Consider the following 17400-nt stretch of genomic DNA (forward strand, 5'->3'; position numbering starts at 1 on the left):
AGGGGCGAACGGGGTGGGGGACTCGACAACGCCGCCGCCGGGGATTAGCTTTCAATCAGGAGGCGGCCATGAACGACGACGAGATCCGCAGCCGGTTGAATCGGCTGGAGCATGGACAGGATGTGTTGCGCGGTGAGATGATCGCGTTGAAAGAAGTTGTCTCGGACATGAAGACGACGCTGTCGCAACTCGTGCCGATGATGATCCGCATCGACCAGAAACTGTCCGAGATGCCGTCAGCCGCCGAATTCTATGAACTGCGCGGCCGGGTCGAGGAGATCAGCCGCCGCCAGCCGACCACCCTCGGCTACACGCCCCCGCCCAACCGGATGCCCCAGGGCTAACCGCCGGAACCGTGGGAGGCGCGCTCAGCGCACCTCCTCAAGGCCCATCAGCGACTTGGCGAACTGCTCGGCGTCGAAGGGACGCAGGTCGTAGACGCCTTCGCCCACGCCGATGGCGTGCACCGGCAGCTTGAACTTCTCAGCCAGCGAGACCAGCACGCCGCCGCGTGCGGAGCCGTCCAGCTTGGTCAGGATCAGGCCGGTGACGTTGACCATGTCGCCGAACACCTCCACTTGGCTGTGCGCGTTCTGGCCGGTGGTGGCGTCCAGCGTCAGCAGCGTGGTGTGGGGGGCGGTCTCGTCCAGCTTCTTGATGACGCGGACGATTTTGCGCAGTTCCTCCATCAGACCGGTCTTGTTCTGAAGGCGGCCGGCGGTGTCGATCAGCAGCACGTCCACACCCTGGCGCCGCGCCTGTTCCAGCGCGTCGTAGGCGAGGCCGGCGGCGTCGGCGCCCGTCTCGCGGGCAACGACCGGGCAGCCGGTGCGCTCGCCCCAGATCTTCAGCTGGCTGACGGCGGCGGCGCGGAAGGTGTCGCCGGCGGCCAGCATCACCGTCTTGCCCTCGGCGCGCAGCTGGCGGGCCAGCTTGCCGATGGTCGTGGTCTTGCCGGTGCCGTTGACGCCGACGACCAGGACGACGTGCGGCTTCAGGGACGGGTTTATCTCCAGCGGCTTGGCGACCGGGCCGACGATCTTCGCCACCTCCGCGGCCAGCGTGGTTTTGACCTCCTCCGGCGTTACCTCCTTGCCGAAGCGGGTGCGCGCCAGCTCCGCCGTCACCTTGGCCGCCGTGGTCGGGCCGAGGTCGGCGGTGATCAGCAGCTCTTCCAGCTCCTCCAGCGCTTCGTCGTCCAGCTTGCGCTTGGTGAAGATGCCGGAAATGCCCTCCGTCAGCTTGGAGGAGGACTTTGACAGGCCTTCCTTCAGCCGGGCGAACCAGCCCTTCTTGGGCTTCTCGTCCTCTTCCGCGTCGGCGCGGGCGACTTCCGGCTCGTCCTCGCGCACCTCGGGCTTGTCGGGCGGGGCGATGGGCGGCGGGGGCGGCGTTTCGACGGCCGGGGGCGGAGGCAGTTCAGGCTCCGGCACCACCTCTGGTTCCTGGGTGGATTCCGGGGCGGGAGCGGGCTCGGAAACGGGTTCGGCGGCAGCCGGCTCCGGCACCGGCGGGGCGGCCGGGGGCTGCTGCTCGTCCTTGCGGGCTTCCTCTTCGGGCTTCTTGCGGCCGAACCAACGCAGGATCATGGGGTTTCCGATGTCGTCGTCAGGGGTGTACCGGTCAGCTTGCCGTCCGCCACGCCGGTGACGACGGCGCGCAGGACGGAGCCGGGAGTCTGGGGGGCGCCCAGGCGGATTTCGGCGAAATGCTCGGTGCGGCCGAGGTCGTCCTTCTCCACGAGCACGGAGACCTCGCGGCCGACCAGCGAGGCCAGCGTGCGAGCTTCGCATTCGGCGCCCAGCGCGCGCAGCCGGGCCGCGCGCTCCTTGCGGACGCCGCCGTCCACCTGCGGCATGCGGGCGGCCGGGGTGCCGGGGCGCGGGCTGTAGGGGAAAACGTGCAGCCAGGTCAGGCCGCAGTCCTCCACCAGCCGCAGCGTGTTCTCGAACATCTCCTCGGTCTCCGTCGGGAAACCGGCGATGAAGTCGGCGCCGAAGACGATGTCGGGGCGCAAGGTGCGCACCCGCTCGCAGAAGGCGATGGCGTCGGCGCGGCTGTGGCGGCGCTTCATGCGCTTCAGGATCATGTCGTCGCCGGCCTGCAGCGACAGGTGCAGGTGCGGCATCAGCCGCGGCTCGCCCTCGATCAGGCGCCACAGGTCGTCGTCAATCTCGATGCAGTCGAGCGAGGACAGGCGCAGGCGCGGCAGCTCCGGCACCAGCGCCAGCAGGCGGCGCACCATCTGCCCCAGCGTCGGCGTGCCCGGCAGATCGGGGCCGAAGCTGGTGATGTCCACGCCGGACAGCACCACCTCGTTGTAGCCGGCCTTGACCAGCGCCTGCACCTGCTCCACCACCGCCCCGATGGGGACGGAGCGCGACGGGCCGCGCCCGTAGGGGATGATGCAGAAGGTGCAGCGGTGGTCGCAGCCCTGCTGGACCTGGATGAAGGCGCGCGCGCGGTCCTCGAACCCGCCGACCAGATGGCTGGCGGTCTCCGTCACCGACATGATGTCGTTGACCAGCACCTTCTCGGCCGGTGGCAGCCCCCAGCTTTCGGGCTGGAGCTTCTCCTGATTGCCCAGGACCTGATCCACCTCGGGCATGGCGCCGTAGCGCTGCGGGTCGATCTGCGCCGCGCAGCCGGTCACGACGATGCGGGCGTTCGGCCGCTCGCGCCGCAGCTTGCGGATGGTCTGGCGCGCCTGCCGCTCGGCCTCCGAGGTCACCGCGCAGGTGTTGACGATGACCACGTCCTCCAGACCCGCGCTGCGGGCATGGCTGCGCATCACCTCGGACTCGTAAGTGTTCAGGCGGCAGCCGAAGGTGACGATCTCCGGTTCGCCGGTCTTCATCGGGATATCATCCGGCATGGCGCGTCCGCCCTTCGCCGGGAAGCGGAGACCCGGTCACGAGGGAATAGAGGACCGATGGGTCGAGGTCCGCCCCGTTCGGCCAGACCACCGTGCCGAGGTCGGCGTCGACGCGCACGGACGCGAAGGCCCTTCGGTCCTGCAACGGCGCGAAGACGCCGTCGAACGCCACCAGCTCAGCAACATCGACGTCGCCCTCGGCACCATCCTCGAAACGGAGGTGCAGGCGATAGCCATCAAGAGGCATCACGTCGACAATGTCTTTCAACATGCTCTCTGATCTCTACTCCAACGGCGCGATCGGGGCCAAGGGAGCCCGACGGCGAGCCAATTCCCAATCGGCGCGAAGCTCGTCCCTATGCCGCGCCGCCCATTCCGTCACCAGCCCAAGCGCCCGTGGCGACAACTCGCCTTCCAAGAGCGCCAAGGTCTCGATGTCGATCACCGCCTTCTGGCCCCCATACCGGGCATGAAAATGGGGCGGAGCGTGGTCGTTGTAATACATCGCGATGATGATGCCGAAAAAGCGGCAGATCTCAGGCATTGACCGCGCTGCTTTCGGAAACCAGTTCGGGCGCGAGGCGCCCGGTGAAGGTGAGGGCCGCGGGGCCGGTCATCAGGACGCGGCCATCGTCGAGCCACTCGATGGTCAGCGTGCCGCCGTCCAGGATCACGTCGGCCTTGCGCGCGGCCAGGCCGCGCCGGGCCGCCGCGACCGCCGTCGCGCAGGCGCCGGAGCCGCAGGCCTGCGTGATGCCGGCGCCGCGCTCCCACACCCGCATGCGGATCTGGGTGGGGGAGAGCACCTGGGCGAACTCGACATTGGTGCGTTCCGGGAAGGCCGGGTGGTGCTCGATGACCGGGCCGATGTCGGCCAGCGGCACGGCCTGCACGTCGTCCACGAAAAAGACGGCGTGCGGGTTGCCCATGTTGACCGCGACCGGCCCTTCGAAGCCGCCGTGGCCGACATCGACGCGCAGGGTGTCGGCGGGGCCGGCCAGCGGGATTTGGCTCCACTCCAGCCGCGCCGGACCCATGTTCACGGTCACGCGGCCATTGTCGGCGCGGAAGGCTTCCAGGATGCCCGCGCGGGTCTCGAAGGCCGCGCGGTCGGCGCCGCTCTCTTCCATCAGCAGCCAGCCGATGCAGCGGGACGCGTTGCCGCAGGCCCCCGACTCGCTGCCGTCGGCGTTGCGAATGCGCATGAAAGCACTCGTGCCCGCCGTCTTCGCCGGCTCCAGCACGATGAACTGGTCGCAGCCCACCCCGAACCGGCGGTCGGAGATGGCACGCACCTCGGCCTCGGCCGGGAAGTACGGCGTCTTGCGGGCGTCGATCACGACGAAGTCGTTGCCGAGCCCGTGCATCTTCAGGAATTCGCGCGTCATGACCGCCGTTATATGGCGATGTGCCATACGGAGTCCATGGGGGCGGAGTCCATAAGGGCGGAGTCCATAAGGGCGGAGTCCATGAGCGCAAAGCCCATCACGGCCCGTTCAGCAGCGGTTCCATGGGCTGGGGCTCCGGGCGGGGAGGCGGCTGCGGCTGTTCGGCCACGGCCTCGTTGCCGTCGTGAAGCTCGCGCACCGGCACGATGCGCTCCATCAGGTCCAGGGTGCCGTACAGCCGGTCGTCGGAACCGGCCCGCATGGGCGTGCCGCCGGTGCGCTCCCACTGCTCAAGGTCCCACTGCCCGGCGCCGAGCGTCGCCTCCGGCAGCATGAAGCTTCCATCATAGGCCGAGGGATGCCCCGGGTCGTGAAGCCTCGGCTGCACGACCAGCACGACGAGGGACACGAGAATGCCCGCGACCCACGCCCACAGCACGTCGCCATTGGTCATGGCGTCCTCCCTGGCCCCGTGCGCGGGGCCGCTTGGCGGGCAGGTACGGTCTTATACGCGGTCCGAAACATTCGGACCGCTGCGTTCACACGCCACGCAGGCTTCGGCCCTCGCGGGCCGCGGCCGCCGTCGCGGCCGATACCGTGTTCGAAAATCAGAATTCTTCGAACACGGTCTTAGAAATCTTGGGTGTTTTCGGCGGCGCACAAGGCGTCTTCGGGACGTATCCGGAATGCGGAGGCGGCGGCCGGCGCCGCTCAGGCTCCCTTGAAAACCAAATGCTTGGAGGCGGCGAAGTTCAGGAACATGCCGGCGATGGAGCCGGCGGCCACGGCCAGGAACGGGTGCGCTGCAACCACGGCCACGCTGCTCTCCAGCCCGACCGACACGCCGTAGTTCACCACGCCGCCGAAGGCGTTGGCCGCGATGAACTTGGCCCACTGCCGGTGCAGCGGTTCCTCCGCCGCGCCCCGGAAGGTGAAGGCGCGGTTCAGCGCGAAGGTCGTCGTGGCGGCGGCCAGGAAGGCCGGGATGCGGGCCGCGAAGAACTCCAGCCCGGCCCCGTACAGCAGCGCGTAGACCACCGCCGTATCGACCGCCAGGCCGATCACGCCGACGGCGCCGAACTTGCCGAACTGGACCGCGAGCCGGCCGAGCCGGCTCTCCAGCAGGGTCGGGAGGAGGCCGCTCATGCTTCGGCGGCGCTGGTGGCGGACGGGCGTGCCGGATGGACGCCCGGCGCGGGGATGGAGAGATAGCGCATGCGCTTCGCCTCGCGCCGGCCCAGCGTCACCGTGTCCAGGATCAGCCCGCAGGTCAGGCTGAGGAAGGCCAGCAGCATCAGGCCGGTGGACAGCACCGCCGTCGGCAGGCGCGGCACCTGCCCGGTGTGCAGGTATGTGGACAGCACCGGCCCGGCCAGGACCACCGACAGCAGCGCCAGCAGCGCGAAGATGGCGGAGAAGAAGGGCAGCGGCCGCTCCTCCTTCACCAGGTTCACGATGGTGCGCAGGATGCGGACGCCGTCGCGGATGGTGTTCAGCTTGCTGTGCGAGCCGGGCGGACGGTCCTTGTAGGGCGTCTTGACCTCGGCGATGGGCATGCGCAGCTCCAGCGCGTGCACGGTCAGCTCCGTCTCCGTCTCGAAGCCGCTGGCCAGCGCCGGGAAGGACTTCACGAACCGGCGCGAGAAGACGCGGTAGCCGGACAGCATGTCGCCGATGCGGTTGCCGAAGATCTGCGCGACGAGGCCGGTCAGCAGCTTGTTGCCGAAGCGGTGGCCGGGCCGGTAGGCCTTGACGATCTCCGTGACGCGGGCGCCGTTGACCATGTCGAGCTGGTCTTCCCACAGCCGCTGCACCATCTGCGGCGCCGAGGCCGCGTGGTAGGTGTCGTCGCCGTCCACCAGCACATACACGTCCGCCTCGATGTCGGAGAACATGCGGCGCATGACGTTGCCCTTGCCTTGCAGGGGCTCGTGCCGGACCACGGCGCCGGCAGCCTTCGCCACCTCCACCGTGCGGTCGGAGGAGTTGTTGTCGTAGACGTAGACCGTGGCGTCGGGCAGCGCCGCCCGGAAATCGCGCACGACGGACGCGATCGCCGCTTCCTCGTTGTAGCAGGGGATCAGCACCGCCACGACCGGCGCGGGTGCCGCGGCGGGGCTGGTGCCACGGGCCTTCGGGGAGACCTCGGTGGTGGCGGGAGCGGGGCGGTCGATCGTGGAGACGGTCATGGCTCTGTGCTTCGAAACGGTGCCGATGCGGGGATAAACACCACAAACATTGCTTTTAATCCATCGCTACGCGCTGGACGGAGCACAGATTCAGCGGTTCGCCCAGGTTGTTGGGGATGATCCGGCAGTCCGTCTCGTCCACCCGCAAGCCGAGCAAGGCCGCCGCCTTGGCGGCTCCGGGGGTGTCGGGGACGGTGCTCAGCATCAGAAAACGGCCGCGGTGCGCCCCGATTTTGTCCTTCAGCAGGGCGAGGTAGCCGTTGCCGACCGAGTCCGGCTGAAGGAAGTTCGACTGGATGCGGACGAAGGGCATGCGCGGCGGGAAGGCCGGGATGACGTGGGAGATCGCCCAGTAGCCGCCCATCAGCACCATGGTGTGGTCCGGATCCTCGATGGGCGGAATGTCGGCCTCGACCCAGCGGTCGCTCCAGGCGGCGCGGCCCCAGTTGGCCGGCTGCGCGGTCGCCTGCACCAGCACCAGAAGCAGCGCCGCCAGCACCAGCCGCGCCTTGCGCGACACCGGCAGCAGCCCGGCCGCCATGACGATGGCCAGCGGCGCCAGGATCTCCAGCGGCACGAGATAGCGGTAGATGCAGAACATCACCACCCACAGCGCGTAGATCACGGCCATGGCCGTCAGGAGATAGCGGGACGCCGCCCCATCGGCGACGCTTCCATCAAGGGCCGGCCCGCCGCCCTGCCACCGGAAGACTTTGCCCAACAGCGCCAGCGCCGCCGCGACGGGCACCAGCACGAACAGCACCAGCACCCGCAGGTCCAGAAAGGGCACCTCGCCCACCTTCAGCGGGGCGAAGGTGAAGAAGAAGGGAAAGAGCAGCCGTTCCAGCTTCGAGGTCGGGAAAAAGCTGACGTTCACGTAGTCGGAGATGGCGGCGTAGGGCGACTTGAAGATGTGGTTCATGTGCGGGAACACCGGGTTCCCGTAATCGAACCACAGATGCGCCATCCAGAAGCCGGCGAACAGGAACAGCCCGCCCAGCACGCCGACGCCGAAGAAGAAGGCCAGCCACAGCCGCCGCCACGGGCGCGCCGGCAGCGCGAGGAAGGCGAGGCACAGCCCCACCGCGTAGATCACCGTCGGGTTCTTCAGCCCCATGGCCGCCCCGGCCATCAGCCCGGCCACCGCGACGCGCGGGAAGGCGCGCCGTGCCGGGCCGTCGATCAGGCGCGGCAGCGCCCCCGCGACCACCACCAGCGCGCCGAGCACGCCCAGGCTGACCACGTTGTCGTGGAAGGTCGTGCCCAGCAGCCCCAGCGTCCCGCCACCCAAGCCCCCCATCACGGCCAGCGCCGCCGCCAGCGCCACGCGCTGCCCGGCCGTGCCGACGCGCAGCGTGGCGTGGGCCAGCAGGAACAGCAGCGACAGGTTCAGCCCCTGCAGCGCGCTCCACAGGAAGCCGGCGACCGGGGCGGGCAGGTGGGTGGCCAGAAGGTAGAAGGGCGCGTCCAGCAGCGGGTTGTAGAAGGTGGGCATCTGCGCCGGCAGCATGTCCATGCCCAGCCGCCCGGTCAGGAAGGCGTAGGCGTTGTACCAGTGGTAGTTCCGCAGGTCCCAGTTGGCGTCCATCCCCAGCGCCAGCCCCAGAAGGCCGTAGAGCAGGGGCGCCAGGACGAGAACGGCGAGCGCCCCGCGGCGCGCGCGGGGTTCGGTGGAGGCGTCAGGGAGAAGCGGCATGGGGCGGGCTGGACCGTGGCGGTTGGTGGCCCCTTGGTAGGCGAGGGCGTCGCCGGCTTCAAGGCCGCGCTGCTGTGGCAAAGCTGTGCTGGGAAACATCGTTGCGTCCGGGTGTGGCCTGCCATGCGGTTTCGCGTCGCGCGCGCGTGATTTGCGGCAAGCTTCCTCTGGCAATGGCGGGACGGGTCTGCTATTCACCGGAACTCCGCATGCACACGCTTGCGCCTCTTTGCGCGACAGGATTCTGGCGATGGAAAAGTTTACGGTTCTCACCGGTGTTGCGGCGCCGCTGCCGATGATCAACGTCGACACCGACATGATCATTCCCAAGCAATTCCTGAAGACCATCAAGCGGACCGGGCTCGGCAAGCATCTGTTCGACGAGATGCGCTACACCCCGGACGGCAAGGAGGTCGCGGAATTCGTCCTCAACAAGCCGGCCTACCGCAGCGCCAAGATCCTGGTGTCGGACGAGAATTTCGGCTGCGGCTCCTCGCGTGAGCATGCGCCGTGGGCGCTCGCGGACTTCGGCATCCGCTGCATCATCGCGCCGAGCTTCGCGGACATCTTCTTCAACAACTGCTTCAAGAACGGCATCCTGCCGATCAAGCTGCCGAAGGAGCAGGTGGACCTGCTGCTCGACGATGCGTCGCGCGGGTCCAACGCCGTTGTGTCGGTGGACCTGGAGCGCCAGGAGATCACCGGTCCGGACGGCGGCACGATCACCTTCGAGGTCGATCCTTTCCGCAAGCACTGCCTGCTGAACGGCCTGGACGATGTCGGCCTGACCATGCAGCAGGGCGCGGTCATCGACAGCTTCGAAGGCAAGCAGAAGGTCGGCCAGCCCTGGCTGTGGGGCTGACATAAGGCCACTGCTGGTGGGCTTAGCGCTTCGGAACCACTTCCCATGCGCCGAGCCCGCCGATAGAACCTCTTGACGAAGTCTCCAAAATGGGGAGTGCGTGCGCCATGCCCGCCAATAAGAAGCTTCTGTTTTTGCCCGGTGACGGGATCGGTCCGGAGGTCATGCGCCAGGTGCGCCGGGTCATCGACTGGCTCGACCGCAAGCGCAACGTCACCTTCGACGTCACCGAAGGGCTGGTCGGCGGTGCGGCCATCGACGCCTACGGCGTGCCCCTGAAGGACGAGACGCTGGCCGACGCGCTGGCCGCGGACGCGGTGATGCTCGGCGCCGTCGGCGGCCCGAAATGGGACAACCCCAGCGACTACATGAAGCGTCCGGAGGCCGGCCTGCTGGCGCTCCGCAAGGAACTGGGCCTGTTCGCCAACCTGCGCCCGGCCGTCGTGTTCGACGCGCTGGTCGACGCCTCGACCCTGAAGCCGGAGGTCATCAAGGGCCTCGACATCATGATCGTGCGCGAGCTGACCGGCGGCGTCTATTTCGGTGAGCCGCGCGGCATCACCGACATCGGCAACGGCGAGCGCCGCGGCATCAACACGCAGGTCTACACCACCAGCGAGATACGCCGGGTCGCCCGCGTGGCCTTCGAGCTTGCGCGCAAGCGCAACAACAAGGTCCACTCGATGGAGAAGGCCAACGTGATGGAATCGGGCCTCCTGTGGCGCCAGGAAGTCACGAAGCTCCATCAGGAAGAGTATTCGGACGTCACGCTGGAGCACATGTACGCCGACAACGGCGCCATGCAGCTGCTGAAGAACCCTAAGCAGTTCGACGTGATCGTCACCGACAACCTGTTCGGCGACATCCTGTCGGACGAGGCGGCGATGATGACCGGCTCGCTGGGCATGCTGCCGTCCGCCTCGCTGGGTGCGGCCGACGCCAACGGCCAGCGCAAGGCGATGTACGAGCCGGTGCACGGCTCCGCCCCGGACATCGCGGGCAAGGACCTCGCCAACCCCTGCGCGACCCTGCTGTCCTTCGCCATGTGCCTGCGCTACTCGTTCAACATGGACGAGGACGCGAAGCTGCTGGAGAAGTCGGTGCAGAACGTCCTGTCGGGCGGCATGCGCACGGCGGACATCATGGCGCCGGGCATGGCCCGCTGCTCCACCACCGTCATGGGCGACTCGATCCTGCGCGAGCTGGACAAGCTCGCCTCCTGACGCCGGTCGTCAGAAAGAAGATCGCCGAAAAGAAAAGCCCCTCTCCTCCCCAGGAGAGGGGCTTTTTTCGTTCAACGGTCAGTCAGCTTCGCCGGGGCGGGCGGAGGCCCCGCGTCCGCCATGGCTTGCCTGCCCGCCCTTCCGGCCGGCCTCGGCCGCCAGCGACGGGTTGCGCGAGAAGCTGCGCGAGGATGCCGGCACGCTGCGTCCGCCCTTGCGGCCCGCTTCCGCGGCGAGTTCCGGGTTCTTCGAGAAACTTCGCTTATCGGCCGGAACGCTTTCCCCGCCCTTGCTGGCGATCTGGCGTTGCCGGTCGCGATCCATCGACGCGAAACCGCGGTTCGACGTGCGCCCGTTGTCCTTCGAGGCCATCTTCAACCTCCACCTCTGCCACGTGCTTGAAACCGGAGAAGGCGGATGTTGGTTCCGAACGAACGGGCGAGATTCGAAAGGCGGGAGCCATCCGGGGGTGGCAACCGGTCGCACGACCCCGAATGGTGGGGTGGATTGCCAACAGGTCGAAAATTCGGCAGTAATATATGGGATACTTCGAAACAACATACTTCAGTATGCCGGAGGCGGCGTGGCCATATTCAACTTTTCCGTGATCTTTCTATTTGCAATATTTGCAATCGTTGCGGGGTTGATTTGGCCGAAGATGCTGAACGACAGTATCTACATGGAAGCGGCGGCGCTTCAGACCGCCTTCCCATCCATTCTGCGCGCGGATTACGCGAAGATTCTGGAGAAGAAGGACCAGGAGCGCGGTTATCGCGGCTACATCATCCCGACCATGATGTTCACGCTGATCGTGGTCGTCGGGTCCGGGCTGATGTTGTTCGACACCTCCGACCACCACATCTTCGACAACTACGAAATCCTCTATGGATCCCAGCCGGGGGAAGAGGAAGCCTACCGCCAAGCCTTCAACAGCTTTCTGATGATGCAGGCGGCCTTCCTCGGGGCTTTCCTGTGGTCGTTGCAGCATCTGCTGCGGCGGGCGCAGGCGCGGGACATCGGGCCGACGACCATCTACCGCATCTGCCTCTACATGCTGTTCGGCATGGTGCTGGCGATCTTCGTCAACCACGCCATGAGCGGCGCGCTGTCCGGCGTGGCGCCGATCAGCATGGAACAGAGCCTTCCGGTGAGCGGCTTCTTCACCGGTTACTTCTCAATCGAGATTTTCGAGAAAGTGACGGAATGGGCGCTGCGCAAGAAGAAGGCCATCCGCACCGACGAACAGCCGCCGCCCCTGACGGTGATCGAGGGCGTCAGCTACGACACCGCCGTCCGCCTGCGCGAGCTGTGGGTGGACGACGCCTACGCGCTCGCCCACGTCAATCCGCTGGAGGTCTATCTGAAGACGCCTTTCGGGCTGGAGCAGTGCATCGACTGGGTGGCCCAGGCGCAGCTTCTCATGCTGGTGAAGGGGGAAGCGTTCCAGGTCCTGCGCCGTCTCGGAATCCGCACGATCCTGCAGCTTGAACCTCTGCTGCGCCGAACCGGGGAAGGGACCACGGCCTTCGGGCGCTTCTTCGCCTCCTACGGCTTCACCGATGCGGAAAAGGACACGGTGCGCCCGGTGCTGCTGGCGCTGGACAGCCACGGAGCGGCGGCGCTCGATTGCGACCTGACCTTCCGTCGGCTGAGCCAGCTCTGCACCCTGCTCCATCCGGCGGAGAGGCCGGCGGAGGCGGAAGCGGTCATCGCGGTGGAGGCGCCGCCCGCCGCAGCACCCCGCCGCGTCAAGGAACTGGAGTCCGTGGCGTGAGCCGAGGGGCGTGAGCCGGGGGCGTTAAGCCCCCGCCTCCAGCGCCCGGATGGCCTCAGCCAGCGCGACCAGCCGGCGGGCGTTCTCGACGTGCAGGTTCTCCACCAGCTTGCCGTCCACCAGCACGACGCCTTTGCCCTGGGCGGTGGCCTCGGCGTGGGCGTCGATGATGCGGCGGGCGAAGGCCACCTCGTCGGCGCTGGGGGCGAAGGCCTCGTTGCAGGCGGCGATGGTCTTGGGGTGGATCAGCGTCTTGCCGTCGAAGCCCAGCTCGCGCCCCTGCCGGCAGGACGCCGCGAAGCCCTCGTCGTCGTTCAGGTCGAGGTGCACGCCATCGAGAATGGCCAGCCCGTAGGCGCGCGCCGCCAGCAGGCAGAGGCCCAGGCTGGTGATCATCGGCAGCCGGTCGCGCGTGTGGGCGGCGTGCAGGTCCTTGGCGAGGTCGGACGTGCCCATGACCAGCCCGCCGAGCTTCGGCGACGTCCCCGCGATCTCCCGGGCGTTCAGGATGCCGAGCGGCGTCTCCATCATGCACCAGATGGTCTGCGTGTCGGGGGAGCCGTTGGCGCGCAGCACGGCCTCCGCCTGGCGGACCATGTCCGGGCTTTCCACCTTCGGCAGCAGCACGGCGTCGGCGCTGCTGGAGGCCGCCATCACGAGATCGTCGTAGCCCCAGGGGGTGTTCAGCCCGTTGGTGCGCACCACCAACTCCCGCCCGCCGTAGCCGCCGGCGGCGATGGCGGCCTTGATGGTGGAGCGGGCCTCGGCCTTGGCGTCGGGGGCGACGGCGTCCTCCAGGTCGAGGATCAGGCCGTCGGCGGGCAGCGACCGCCCCTTTTCCAGCGCGCGGGCGTTGGAGCCCGGCATGTAGAGCACGCTGCGGCGCGGGCGGGCGGTGGTGGCCATGGCGTTTCCCCCTTCTTGCGGTCGTCCCGCCCGGATCTACCCCCGGCCGGGCGCCCTGTCCATGCGGCGTGTGGGCGAAGATCTGGTTTGCGCGCGGGGCGGCCCTTTTCGGGCGGGGAGCGGTTTACGACGGACCGCCAATCGCTTAGGCTTTCGCGCATGAAGACGGTCATCTCCATTCAATCCCACGTCGCGTACGGCTATGTCGGCAACCGGGCCGCGGTGTTCCCGCTGCAACGCCTGGGTTTCGACGCCATCGCGGTGAACACGGTGCAGTTCTCCAACCACACCGGCTACGGCGAATGGACCGGGCAGGTCTTCACGGCCGAGCACATCGCCGACGTGATCGACGGGATCGCCGCGCGCGGCGTCCTGCCGAAATGCCACGCGCTGCTGTCCGGCTACATGGGCGACGTCAGCCTGGGTCAAGTGATCGTCGAGACGGCCGGGCGCCTGAAGGCGGCCAACCCGCGCGCGGTCTTCGCCTGCGACCCCGTGATGGGCGACGTCGGGCGTGGCTTCTTCGTGCGGCCCGGCCTGCCGGAGTTCATCAAGGAACACGCCGTCCCCGCCGCCGACCTGCTGACGCCGAACCAGTTCGAGCTGGAGTATCTGGCCGACCGCAAGATCGAGACGCTGGAGGACGCGCTGGCCGCCACCGCCGCGCTGCGGGCGCGCGGGCCGCGCCTGGTGCTGGTGACCAGCCTGACGCGCAAGGACGCCGACCCGGACTGCATCGAGATGCTGGCCGACAACACCGACGGCGCCTGGCTGGTCTCCACCCCGCGCCTGCCGCTGGACCCGCCGCCCAACGGGTCGGGCGACGCGGTGTGCGCGCTGTTCCTCGCGCATTACCTGAAGGCCTACGACCCGGCGCGGGCGCTGGAGCAGGCGGCGGCGGCCATCTACGCCATCTTCCTGACCACCCGCCGCCTCGGCACGCGCGAGCTGCAACTGATCGCCGCCCAGGACGAGTTCGTGAACCCCACCCACCAGTTCCGCGTCACCCGCGTCCGCTGAGGCCTGACTTGTTGAGGACGCGCGGCCGGTCGCCGGCTCCTCCTCAACGGTCGTTGCGACTCATGTGCGTCGGGGTGGAGGCGGGGCCGCCGTTCGGGGGTGCCGAGGACGGGCCGTGCGGGCCGCCGTCCCGGAACAGCCTCATCAGCGCGCTCCAGTCCCGCTGAAAGCGTGTACCGAAGTCCGCGTCGGCGGTGTCGGCGCGCCCCGCCGGACGAACCACCCGCGACGCCTGGGCGTTGGTCGTGGTCACCTTGGACGTGCGGGACACGGCGCGCACCGGCTTCTCAGACGGCGGTGGAGGCTTGCGGCCGGGAATCGGCGCGCCGGGGGCGGCGACCTCCGGTGCCTTCCCGGTTTCGGAGTTGCGGGAAAAGGCGTCCTGGCAAAGCCCCTGCTCGCGCGCCTGATCCAGGTCCCCGCCATCCAGCAGCCAGCAATCGAGGCTGCCCGCCTCGGCGACCGAAGCCGTCGGCAGGAGTGCTGCCTGGAAAAGCGCTCCCTGGAGGAGCGCCAGCATCAACGCGCAGCGCCGGACCCGCCCCGCCATCTTCCGCCGTCTCCCTCGCCGTTGATCCTCGTCTAGGGATACAACGCAAGACGGCCCGACATCTCCAACGCGAAGCGGGAGTAAGGCCGCATCGCCGGGGTAACTCTGGCGGCATCAGGCCGTTTGGGTCAGGTCAGATGCGGGCGCTTCAGGTAGTCGTCGGACTGCATCTCCATCAGGCGGCTGACGGTGCGTTCGAACTCGAAGGCGTGGGTGCCCTCGGGGTAGAGGCGTTCCGGGGGGCCGGCGGCGGCGATGACGACGTTCACCTTGTGCTCGTACAGCGCGTCGATCAGCGTCATGAAGCGCTTGGCCTCGTTGCGCAGCTCGTCCTTCATCGTCGGCACGTCGTGGATCAGCACGGTGTGGAAGTGCGTCGCGATGGCGATGTAGTCGGCGGGGCCGAGGGGCTTGCCGCAGAGGCTCCAGAAATCGACGGAGGCCACGCATCGGGCGGCGCGGGCGATCTCCACCCGGCGGCCCTGGACGAGCAGGTGCGTGGGCTCGCCCGCCGCGCCGTCGGTCAGTGCCGCGAACGTCCGGTCGATCCTCGCGGTGGATTCGGGGCCGAGCGGCCAGAAATAGACCGGCTTGCCCTGCAGGCGGTCGAGCCGGTAGTCGGTCGGGCCTTCCAGCGCCAGGACGTCCAGCTTTTCCTTCAGCAGCGCGATGAAGGGCAGGAACAGCTCGCGCTGCAAGCCGTCCTTGTAGAGCATGTCCGGCGGCCAGTTGGAGGTCGCCACGACCACCACGCCCAGATCGAACAGGTTGGTGAACAGCCGGCCCAGGATCATCGCGTCCACGACGTTGGTGACGTGGAACTCGTCGAAGCACAGAAGCCACGCCTCGTCGGCCAGCGCGCGGGCCAGTTCCGGCAGCGCGTCGTCGGCGTCCTTGCCCTTGGACTTGCCCGACTGGCGGTGCTGGTGGATGCGCTCGTGCACCTCCAGCATGAATTCGTGGAAGTGGACGCGGCGCTTCTTGTCCACGGGGGCGGTGTCGAAGAACAGGTCCATCAGCATGGACTTGCCCCGGCCCACGCCGCCGTAGAGGTACAGTCCCTGCGGCGCCTCCACCGGTTCCGGGCGGCTGCGGCCCAGGCCGAAGCGCTCCAGCCAGCCGAGCTTGCTGCCGCCGGCGCCGCTGGAGGCCGGCTGCGGACGGTAGCCCTTCAGCGCGTTGTAGAGGCTTTGCAGCTTTTCCGCGGCCAGTTCCTGGTCCGGATCCGGGCGCAGGGTGCCGGTGCCGCGGCGGGCGCGATAGAGGGAAAGCGGTCCGTCAGACATGGATTCGCAGTCTCGGCTGGAGAGGCTTTCTTCCTAGCCGATGCTGCACCGCGGGGCAACGTCTGTGGACGGAGGGGCGCCCTCTGTTCAGCTGATGACCACGCGGTTGCGGCCCTGCCGCTTGGCCTCGTAGAGCGCGGCGTCGGCCCGGCGCACCGTGTGCTCGTAATCGGGATGACCGTCGTGCAGCGCCGCGCCGATGGAGGCGGTGACGCGCACGTTTTCCCCCGCGCTCTTGAAGGGGTGCTCGGCCACGAGCTGCCGCAGCCGTTCGGACTTCACGCGCAGGGACGGTTCGTCCATCTCCGTCAGCAGGACCAGGAACTCCTCCCCGCCGTAGCGGAACACGAAGTCGCCAGCCCGCACGTTGGTGTGCAGCAGCTCCGCCAGATCGGAAAGCACCGCGTCGCCGGCCTGATGGCCCAGCGTGTCGTTGATGGTCTTGAAATGGTCGGCGTCCACCAGAAGGACCGCGAAGGGCTTGCCGTGGCGCAGGCTGATGTTCACCTCGCGCTGGAAGATCGACGGCATGAAGCGCCGCGTCAGCAGGCGGGTCAGCGGGTCGCGCCCGCCTTCGATCTCCATCGCCTTTTCGATGATCGCGCTCAGCAGATAGGCGATCTCGGTGACGTCGTTGTTCAGGTCCTTCACGAAGGCCGGGGTGACCCAACCGCCCTCGGCGGCGGAGGCGACCTTGGCGCTGATGCGCTCCGTCCGGGCGCGGATGCTGTCCAGCTCCGCCGCGCGGCCGAAGGTCAGCTCCGCCTTATGGTTCAGCCACAGGCCGAAATCCGACGATTCGATGGCCGGCGGGTCGGCGCGGTTGCTGTCCTCGTGCGCGTAGAAGGCCACCACCGCGTTGCGCAGCCAGTCGAACAGGGAAGACTTCAGCCGTTCCCCCTCCAGCGCCAGGTTCTGGCCGGTCATGAACATCTTCAGCGACTGCTGGTGCCGCACGTTGCCCAGAAGGTCGCCCAGATAGGCCTCGTGCATGTTGTCCAGCACGGTGTCCAGCACCTCGCTGACGAACAGGATGGCCCCGCCGGTCTGGGATCGGCTGAGGTCCGAATCCAGAAGCCGCGCCGCCATCTCCTTCTTGATGATGCGCATGCCCGCGTTGACCAGCGTCAGCGGGATGTTGATGCGCGCGTGGATCAGGCCGACCTGGTAGTTCTGCTCCAGCACCGCCGCGATCTCGGTGTCGGCCGACGCGCTGAACAGGTTGCGCAGCCAGCGCGCGAGGGACGGGCGCAACCGTTCCTGCACCAGGGCGTGGCTGAGGAAGGCGTTGCTGTCCGGCCGGTCGAGCAGGACCGCGTAGAAGGTGTCGGAGATGGCGTCGGCGTCGGCCGCGGCGATGGCCGTCACGCGGGCCCGCACGCCGGGGTCGACCTCCGCCCACAGCGACGACAGCGTTTCGGCCAGGATCGCGGTTTTGCGGTCTTTCTGGCTTTCCATCGGCCCATCCCCCGTCGCCAGCCCATCCCACGCCCTTGTACAGCCGCGATCCCCTGACGGAAAGAGTCAATCGAGCGTGGAAAGGGGTCGATGTTCGGTGTTCAAAAGGTTAAACTTTCATTATTGATTTCGCGCAAGATTGATGCCAATGGGCGGCGCCCCGCGACCTCGGT

At 68.1% G+C, this 17400-nt stretch carries 19 protein-coding genes; 5 read left to right on the forward strand and 14 right to left on the reverse strand.

Annotated features, from left to right (window positions below; translation table 11 throughout):
* Window positions 1-68: 68 nt before the first annotated feature.
* Window positions 69-344, forward strand: coding sequence for a hypothetical protein (locus tag ACSVC7_RS00655; protein WP_448204466.1), 276 nt, complete (start codon window positions 69-71; stop codon window positions 342-344).
* Window positions 345-368: 24 nt separating this feature from the next.
* Here ACSVC7_RS00655 and ftsY read toward each other — a convergent pair whose 3' ends face one another.
* The 9 genes from ftsY to ACSVC7_RS00700 all read right to left on the reverse strand — a co-directional run bounded on the left by ftsY (window position 369) and on the right by ACSVC7_RS00700 (window position 8247).
* The gene (gene ftsY, locus ACSVC7_RS00660) at window positions 369-1589 is read right to left on the reverse strand and encodes a signal recognition particle-docking protein FtsY (RefSeq protein ID WP_448204467.1); all 1221 of its coding nucleotides are present in this window, start codon (window positions 1587-1589) and stop codon (window positions 369-371) included.
* A complete protein-coding gene (mtaB, locus tag ACSVC7_RS00665) occupies window positions 1586-2875 on the reverse strand; it encodes a tRNA (N(6)-L-threonylcarbamoyladenosine(37)-C(2))-methylthiotransferase MtaB (RefSeq protein ID WP_448204468.1) in 1290 nt (429 codons plus the stop codon). Before mtaB ends, ftsY begins: the two co-directional genes overlap by 4 nt.
* On the reverse strand, window positions 2865-3146 hold the full coding sequence (locus tag ACSVC7_RS00670) for a DUF2442 domain-containing protein (RefSeq protein WP_448204469.1): 282 nt from the start codon (window positions 3144-3146) through the stop codon (window positions 2865-2867). Before ACSVC7_RS00670 ends, mtaB begins: the two co-directional genes overlap by 11 nt.
* 12 nt (window positions 3147-3158) lie before the next feature.
* Window positions 3159-3419, reverse strand: a complete 261-nt coding sequence (locus ACSVC7_RS00675) for a DUF4160 domain-containing protein (RefSeq protein ID WP_448204470.1) — start codon at window positions 3417-3419, stop codon at window positions 3159-3161.
* Window positions 3412-4263 (reverse strand): diaminopimelate epimerase, encoded by an 852-nt coding sequence (gene dapF / locus ACSVC7_RS00680; RefSeq protein ID WP_448204471.1) that lies wholly within the window; start codon window positions 4261-4263, stop codon window positions 3412-3414. Before dapF ends, ACSVC7_RS00675 begins: the two co-directional genes overlap by 8 nt.
* 97 nt (window positions 4264-4360) lie before the next feature.
* Complete coding sequence (locus ACSVC7_RS00685; protein ID WP_448204472.1) at window positions 4361-4717, reverse strand: hypothetical protein; 357 nt, start codon at window positions 4715-4717, stop codon at window positions 4361-4363.
* A gap of 257 nt (window positions 4718-4974) precedes the next feature.
* Window positions 4975-5409: a GtrA family protein gene (locus ACSVC7_RS00690; protein ID WP_448204473.1), complete on the reverse strand. Its 435-nt coding sequence runs from the start codon at window positions 5407-5409 to the stop codon at window positions 4975-4977.
* Window positions 5406-6452, reverse strand: coding sequence for a glycosyltransferase family 2 protein (locus ACSVC7_RS00695; RefSeq protein WP_448204474.1), 1047 nt, complete (start codon window positions 6450-6452; stop codon window positions 5406-5408). The genes ACSVC7_RS00690 and ACSVC7_RS00695 overlap by 4 nt, the downstream gene beginning before the upstream one ends.
* Before the next feature lie 55 nt (window positions 6453-6507).
* The gene (locus ACSVC7_RS00700; protein WP_448204475.1) at window positions 6508-8247 is read right to left on the reverse strand and encodes a hypothetical protein; all 1740 of its coding nucleotides are present in this window, start codon (window positions 8245-8247) and stop codon (window positions 6508-6510) included.
* 151 nt (window positions 8248-8398) lie between these two features.
* On the opposite strand from ACSVC7_RS00700, the gene leuD reads away from it, so the two are divergent.
* Both leuD and leuB read left to right on the forward strand, forming a co-directional pair.
* Window positions 8399-9010 (forward strand): 3-isopropylmalate dehydratase small subunit, encoded by a 612-nt coding sequence (gene leuD / locus ACSVC7_RS00705; protein ID WP_448204476.1) that lies wholly within the window; start codon window positions 8399-8401, stop codon window positions 9008-9010.
* A gap of 107 nt (window positions 9011-9117) precedes the next feature.
* Window positions 9118-10233 (forward strand): 3-isopropylmalate dehydrogenase, encoded by a 1116-nt coding sequence (leuB, locus tag ACSVC7_RS00710; RefSeq protein ID WP_448204477.1) that lies wholly within the window; start codon window positions 9118-9120, stop codon window positions 10231-10233.
* 78 nt (window positions 10234-10311) lie between these two features.
* Here leuB and ACSVC7_RS00715 read toward each other — a convergent pair whose 3' ends face one another.
* On the reverse strand, window positions 10312-10605 hold the full coding sequence (locus ACSVC7_RS00715; RefSeq protein WP_448204478.1) for a con-10 family general stress protein: 294 nt from the start codon (window positions 10603-10605) through the stop codon (window positions 10312-10314).
* A gap of 286 nt (window positions 10606-10891) precedes the next feature.
* Here ACSVC7_RS00715 and ACSVC7_RS00720 point away from each other — a divergent pair, with 286 nt between their 5' ends.
* Window positions 10892-12007, forward strand: a complete 1116-nt coding sequence (locus ACSVC7_RS00720) for a hypothetical protein (protein ID WP_448204479.1) — start codon at window positions 10892-10894, stop codon at window positions 12005-12007.
* Between the two features lie 24 nt (window positions 12008-12031).
* Here the strand turns inward: ACSVC7_RS00720 and ACSVC7_RS00725 are convergent, their stop codons facing one another.
* Complete coding sequence (locus ACSVC7_RS00725; RefSeq protein WP_448204480.1) at window positions 12032-12913, reverse strand: HpcH/HpaI aldolase/citrate lyase family protein; 882 nt, start codon at window positions 12911-12913, stop codon at window positions 12032-12034.
* Window positions 12914-13072: 159 nt separating this feature from the next.
* Here ACSVC7_RS00725 and pdxY point away from each other — a divergent pair, with 159 nt between their 5' ends.
* Entirely contained in the window at window positions 13073-13933 is an 861-nt protein-coding gene (gene pdxY, locus ACSVC7_RS00730; RefSeq protein WP_448204481.1) for a pyridoxal kinase PdxY, read from the forward strand.
* Window positions 13934-13976: 43 nt separating this feature from the next.
* Here the strand turns inward: pdxY and ACSVC7_RS00735 are convergent, their stop codons facing one another.
* The 3 genes from ACSVC7_RS00735 to ACSVC7_RS00745 all read right to left on the reverse strand — a co-directional run bounded on the left by ACSVC7_RS00735 (window position 13977) and on the right by ACSVC7_RS00745 (window position 17227).
* Window positions 13977-14483, reverse strand: a complete 507-nt coding sequence (locus ACSVC7_RS00735; protein ID WP_448204482.1) for a hypothetical protein — start codon at window positions 14481-14483, stop codon at window positions 13977-13979.
* Window positions 14484-14611: 128 nt separating this feature from the next.
* Window positions 14612-15769, reverse strand: a complete 1158-nt coding sequence (gene zapE, locus ACSVC7_RS00740; RefSeq protein WP_448204483.1) for a cell division protein ZapE — start codon at window positions 15767-15769, stop codon at window positions 14612-14614.
* An 87-nt stretch (window positions 15770-15856) separates the two neighbouring features.
* Complete coding sequence (locus tag ACSVC7_RS00745) at window positions 15857-17227, reverse strand: diguanylate cyclase (protein WP_448204484.1); 1371 nt, start codon at window positions 17225-17227, stop codon at window positions 15857-15859.
* Window positions 17228-17400: the final 173 nt, after the last annotated feature.

It is taken from the genome of Azospirillum mesophilum (assembly GCF_053470405.2).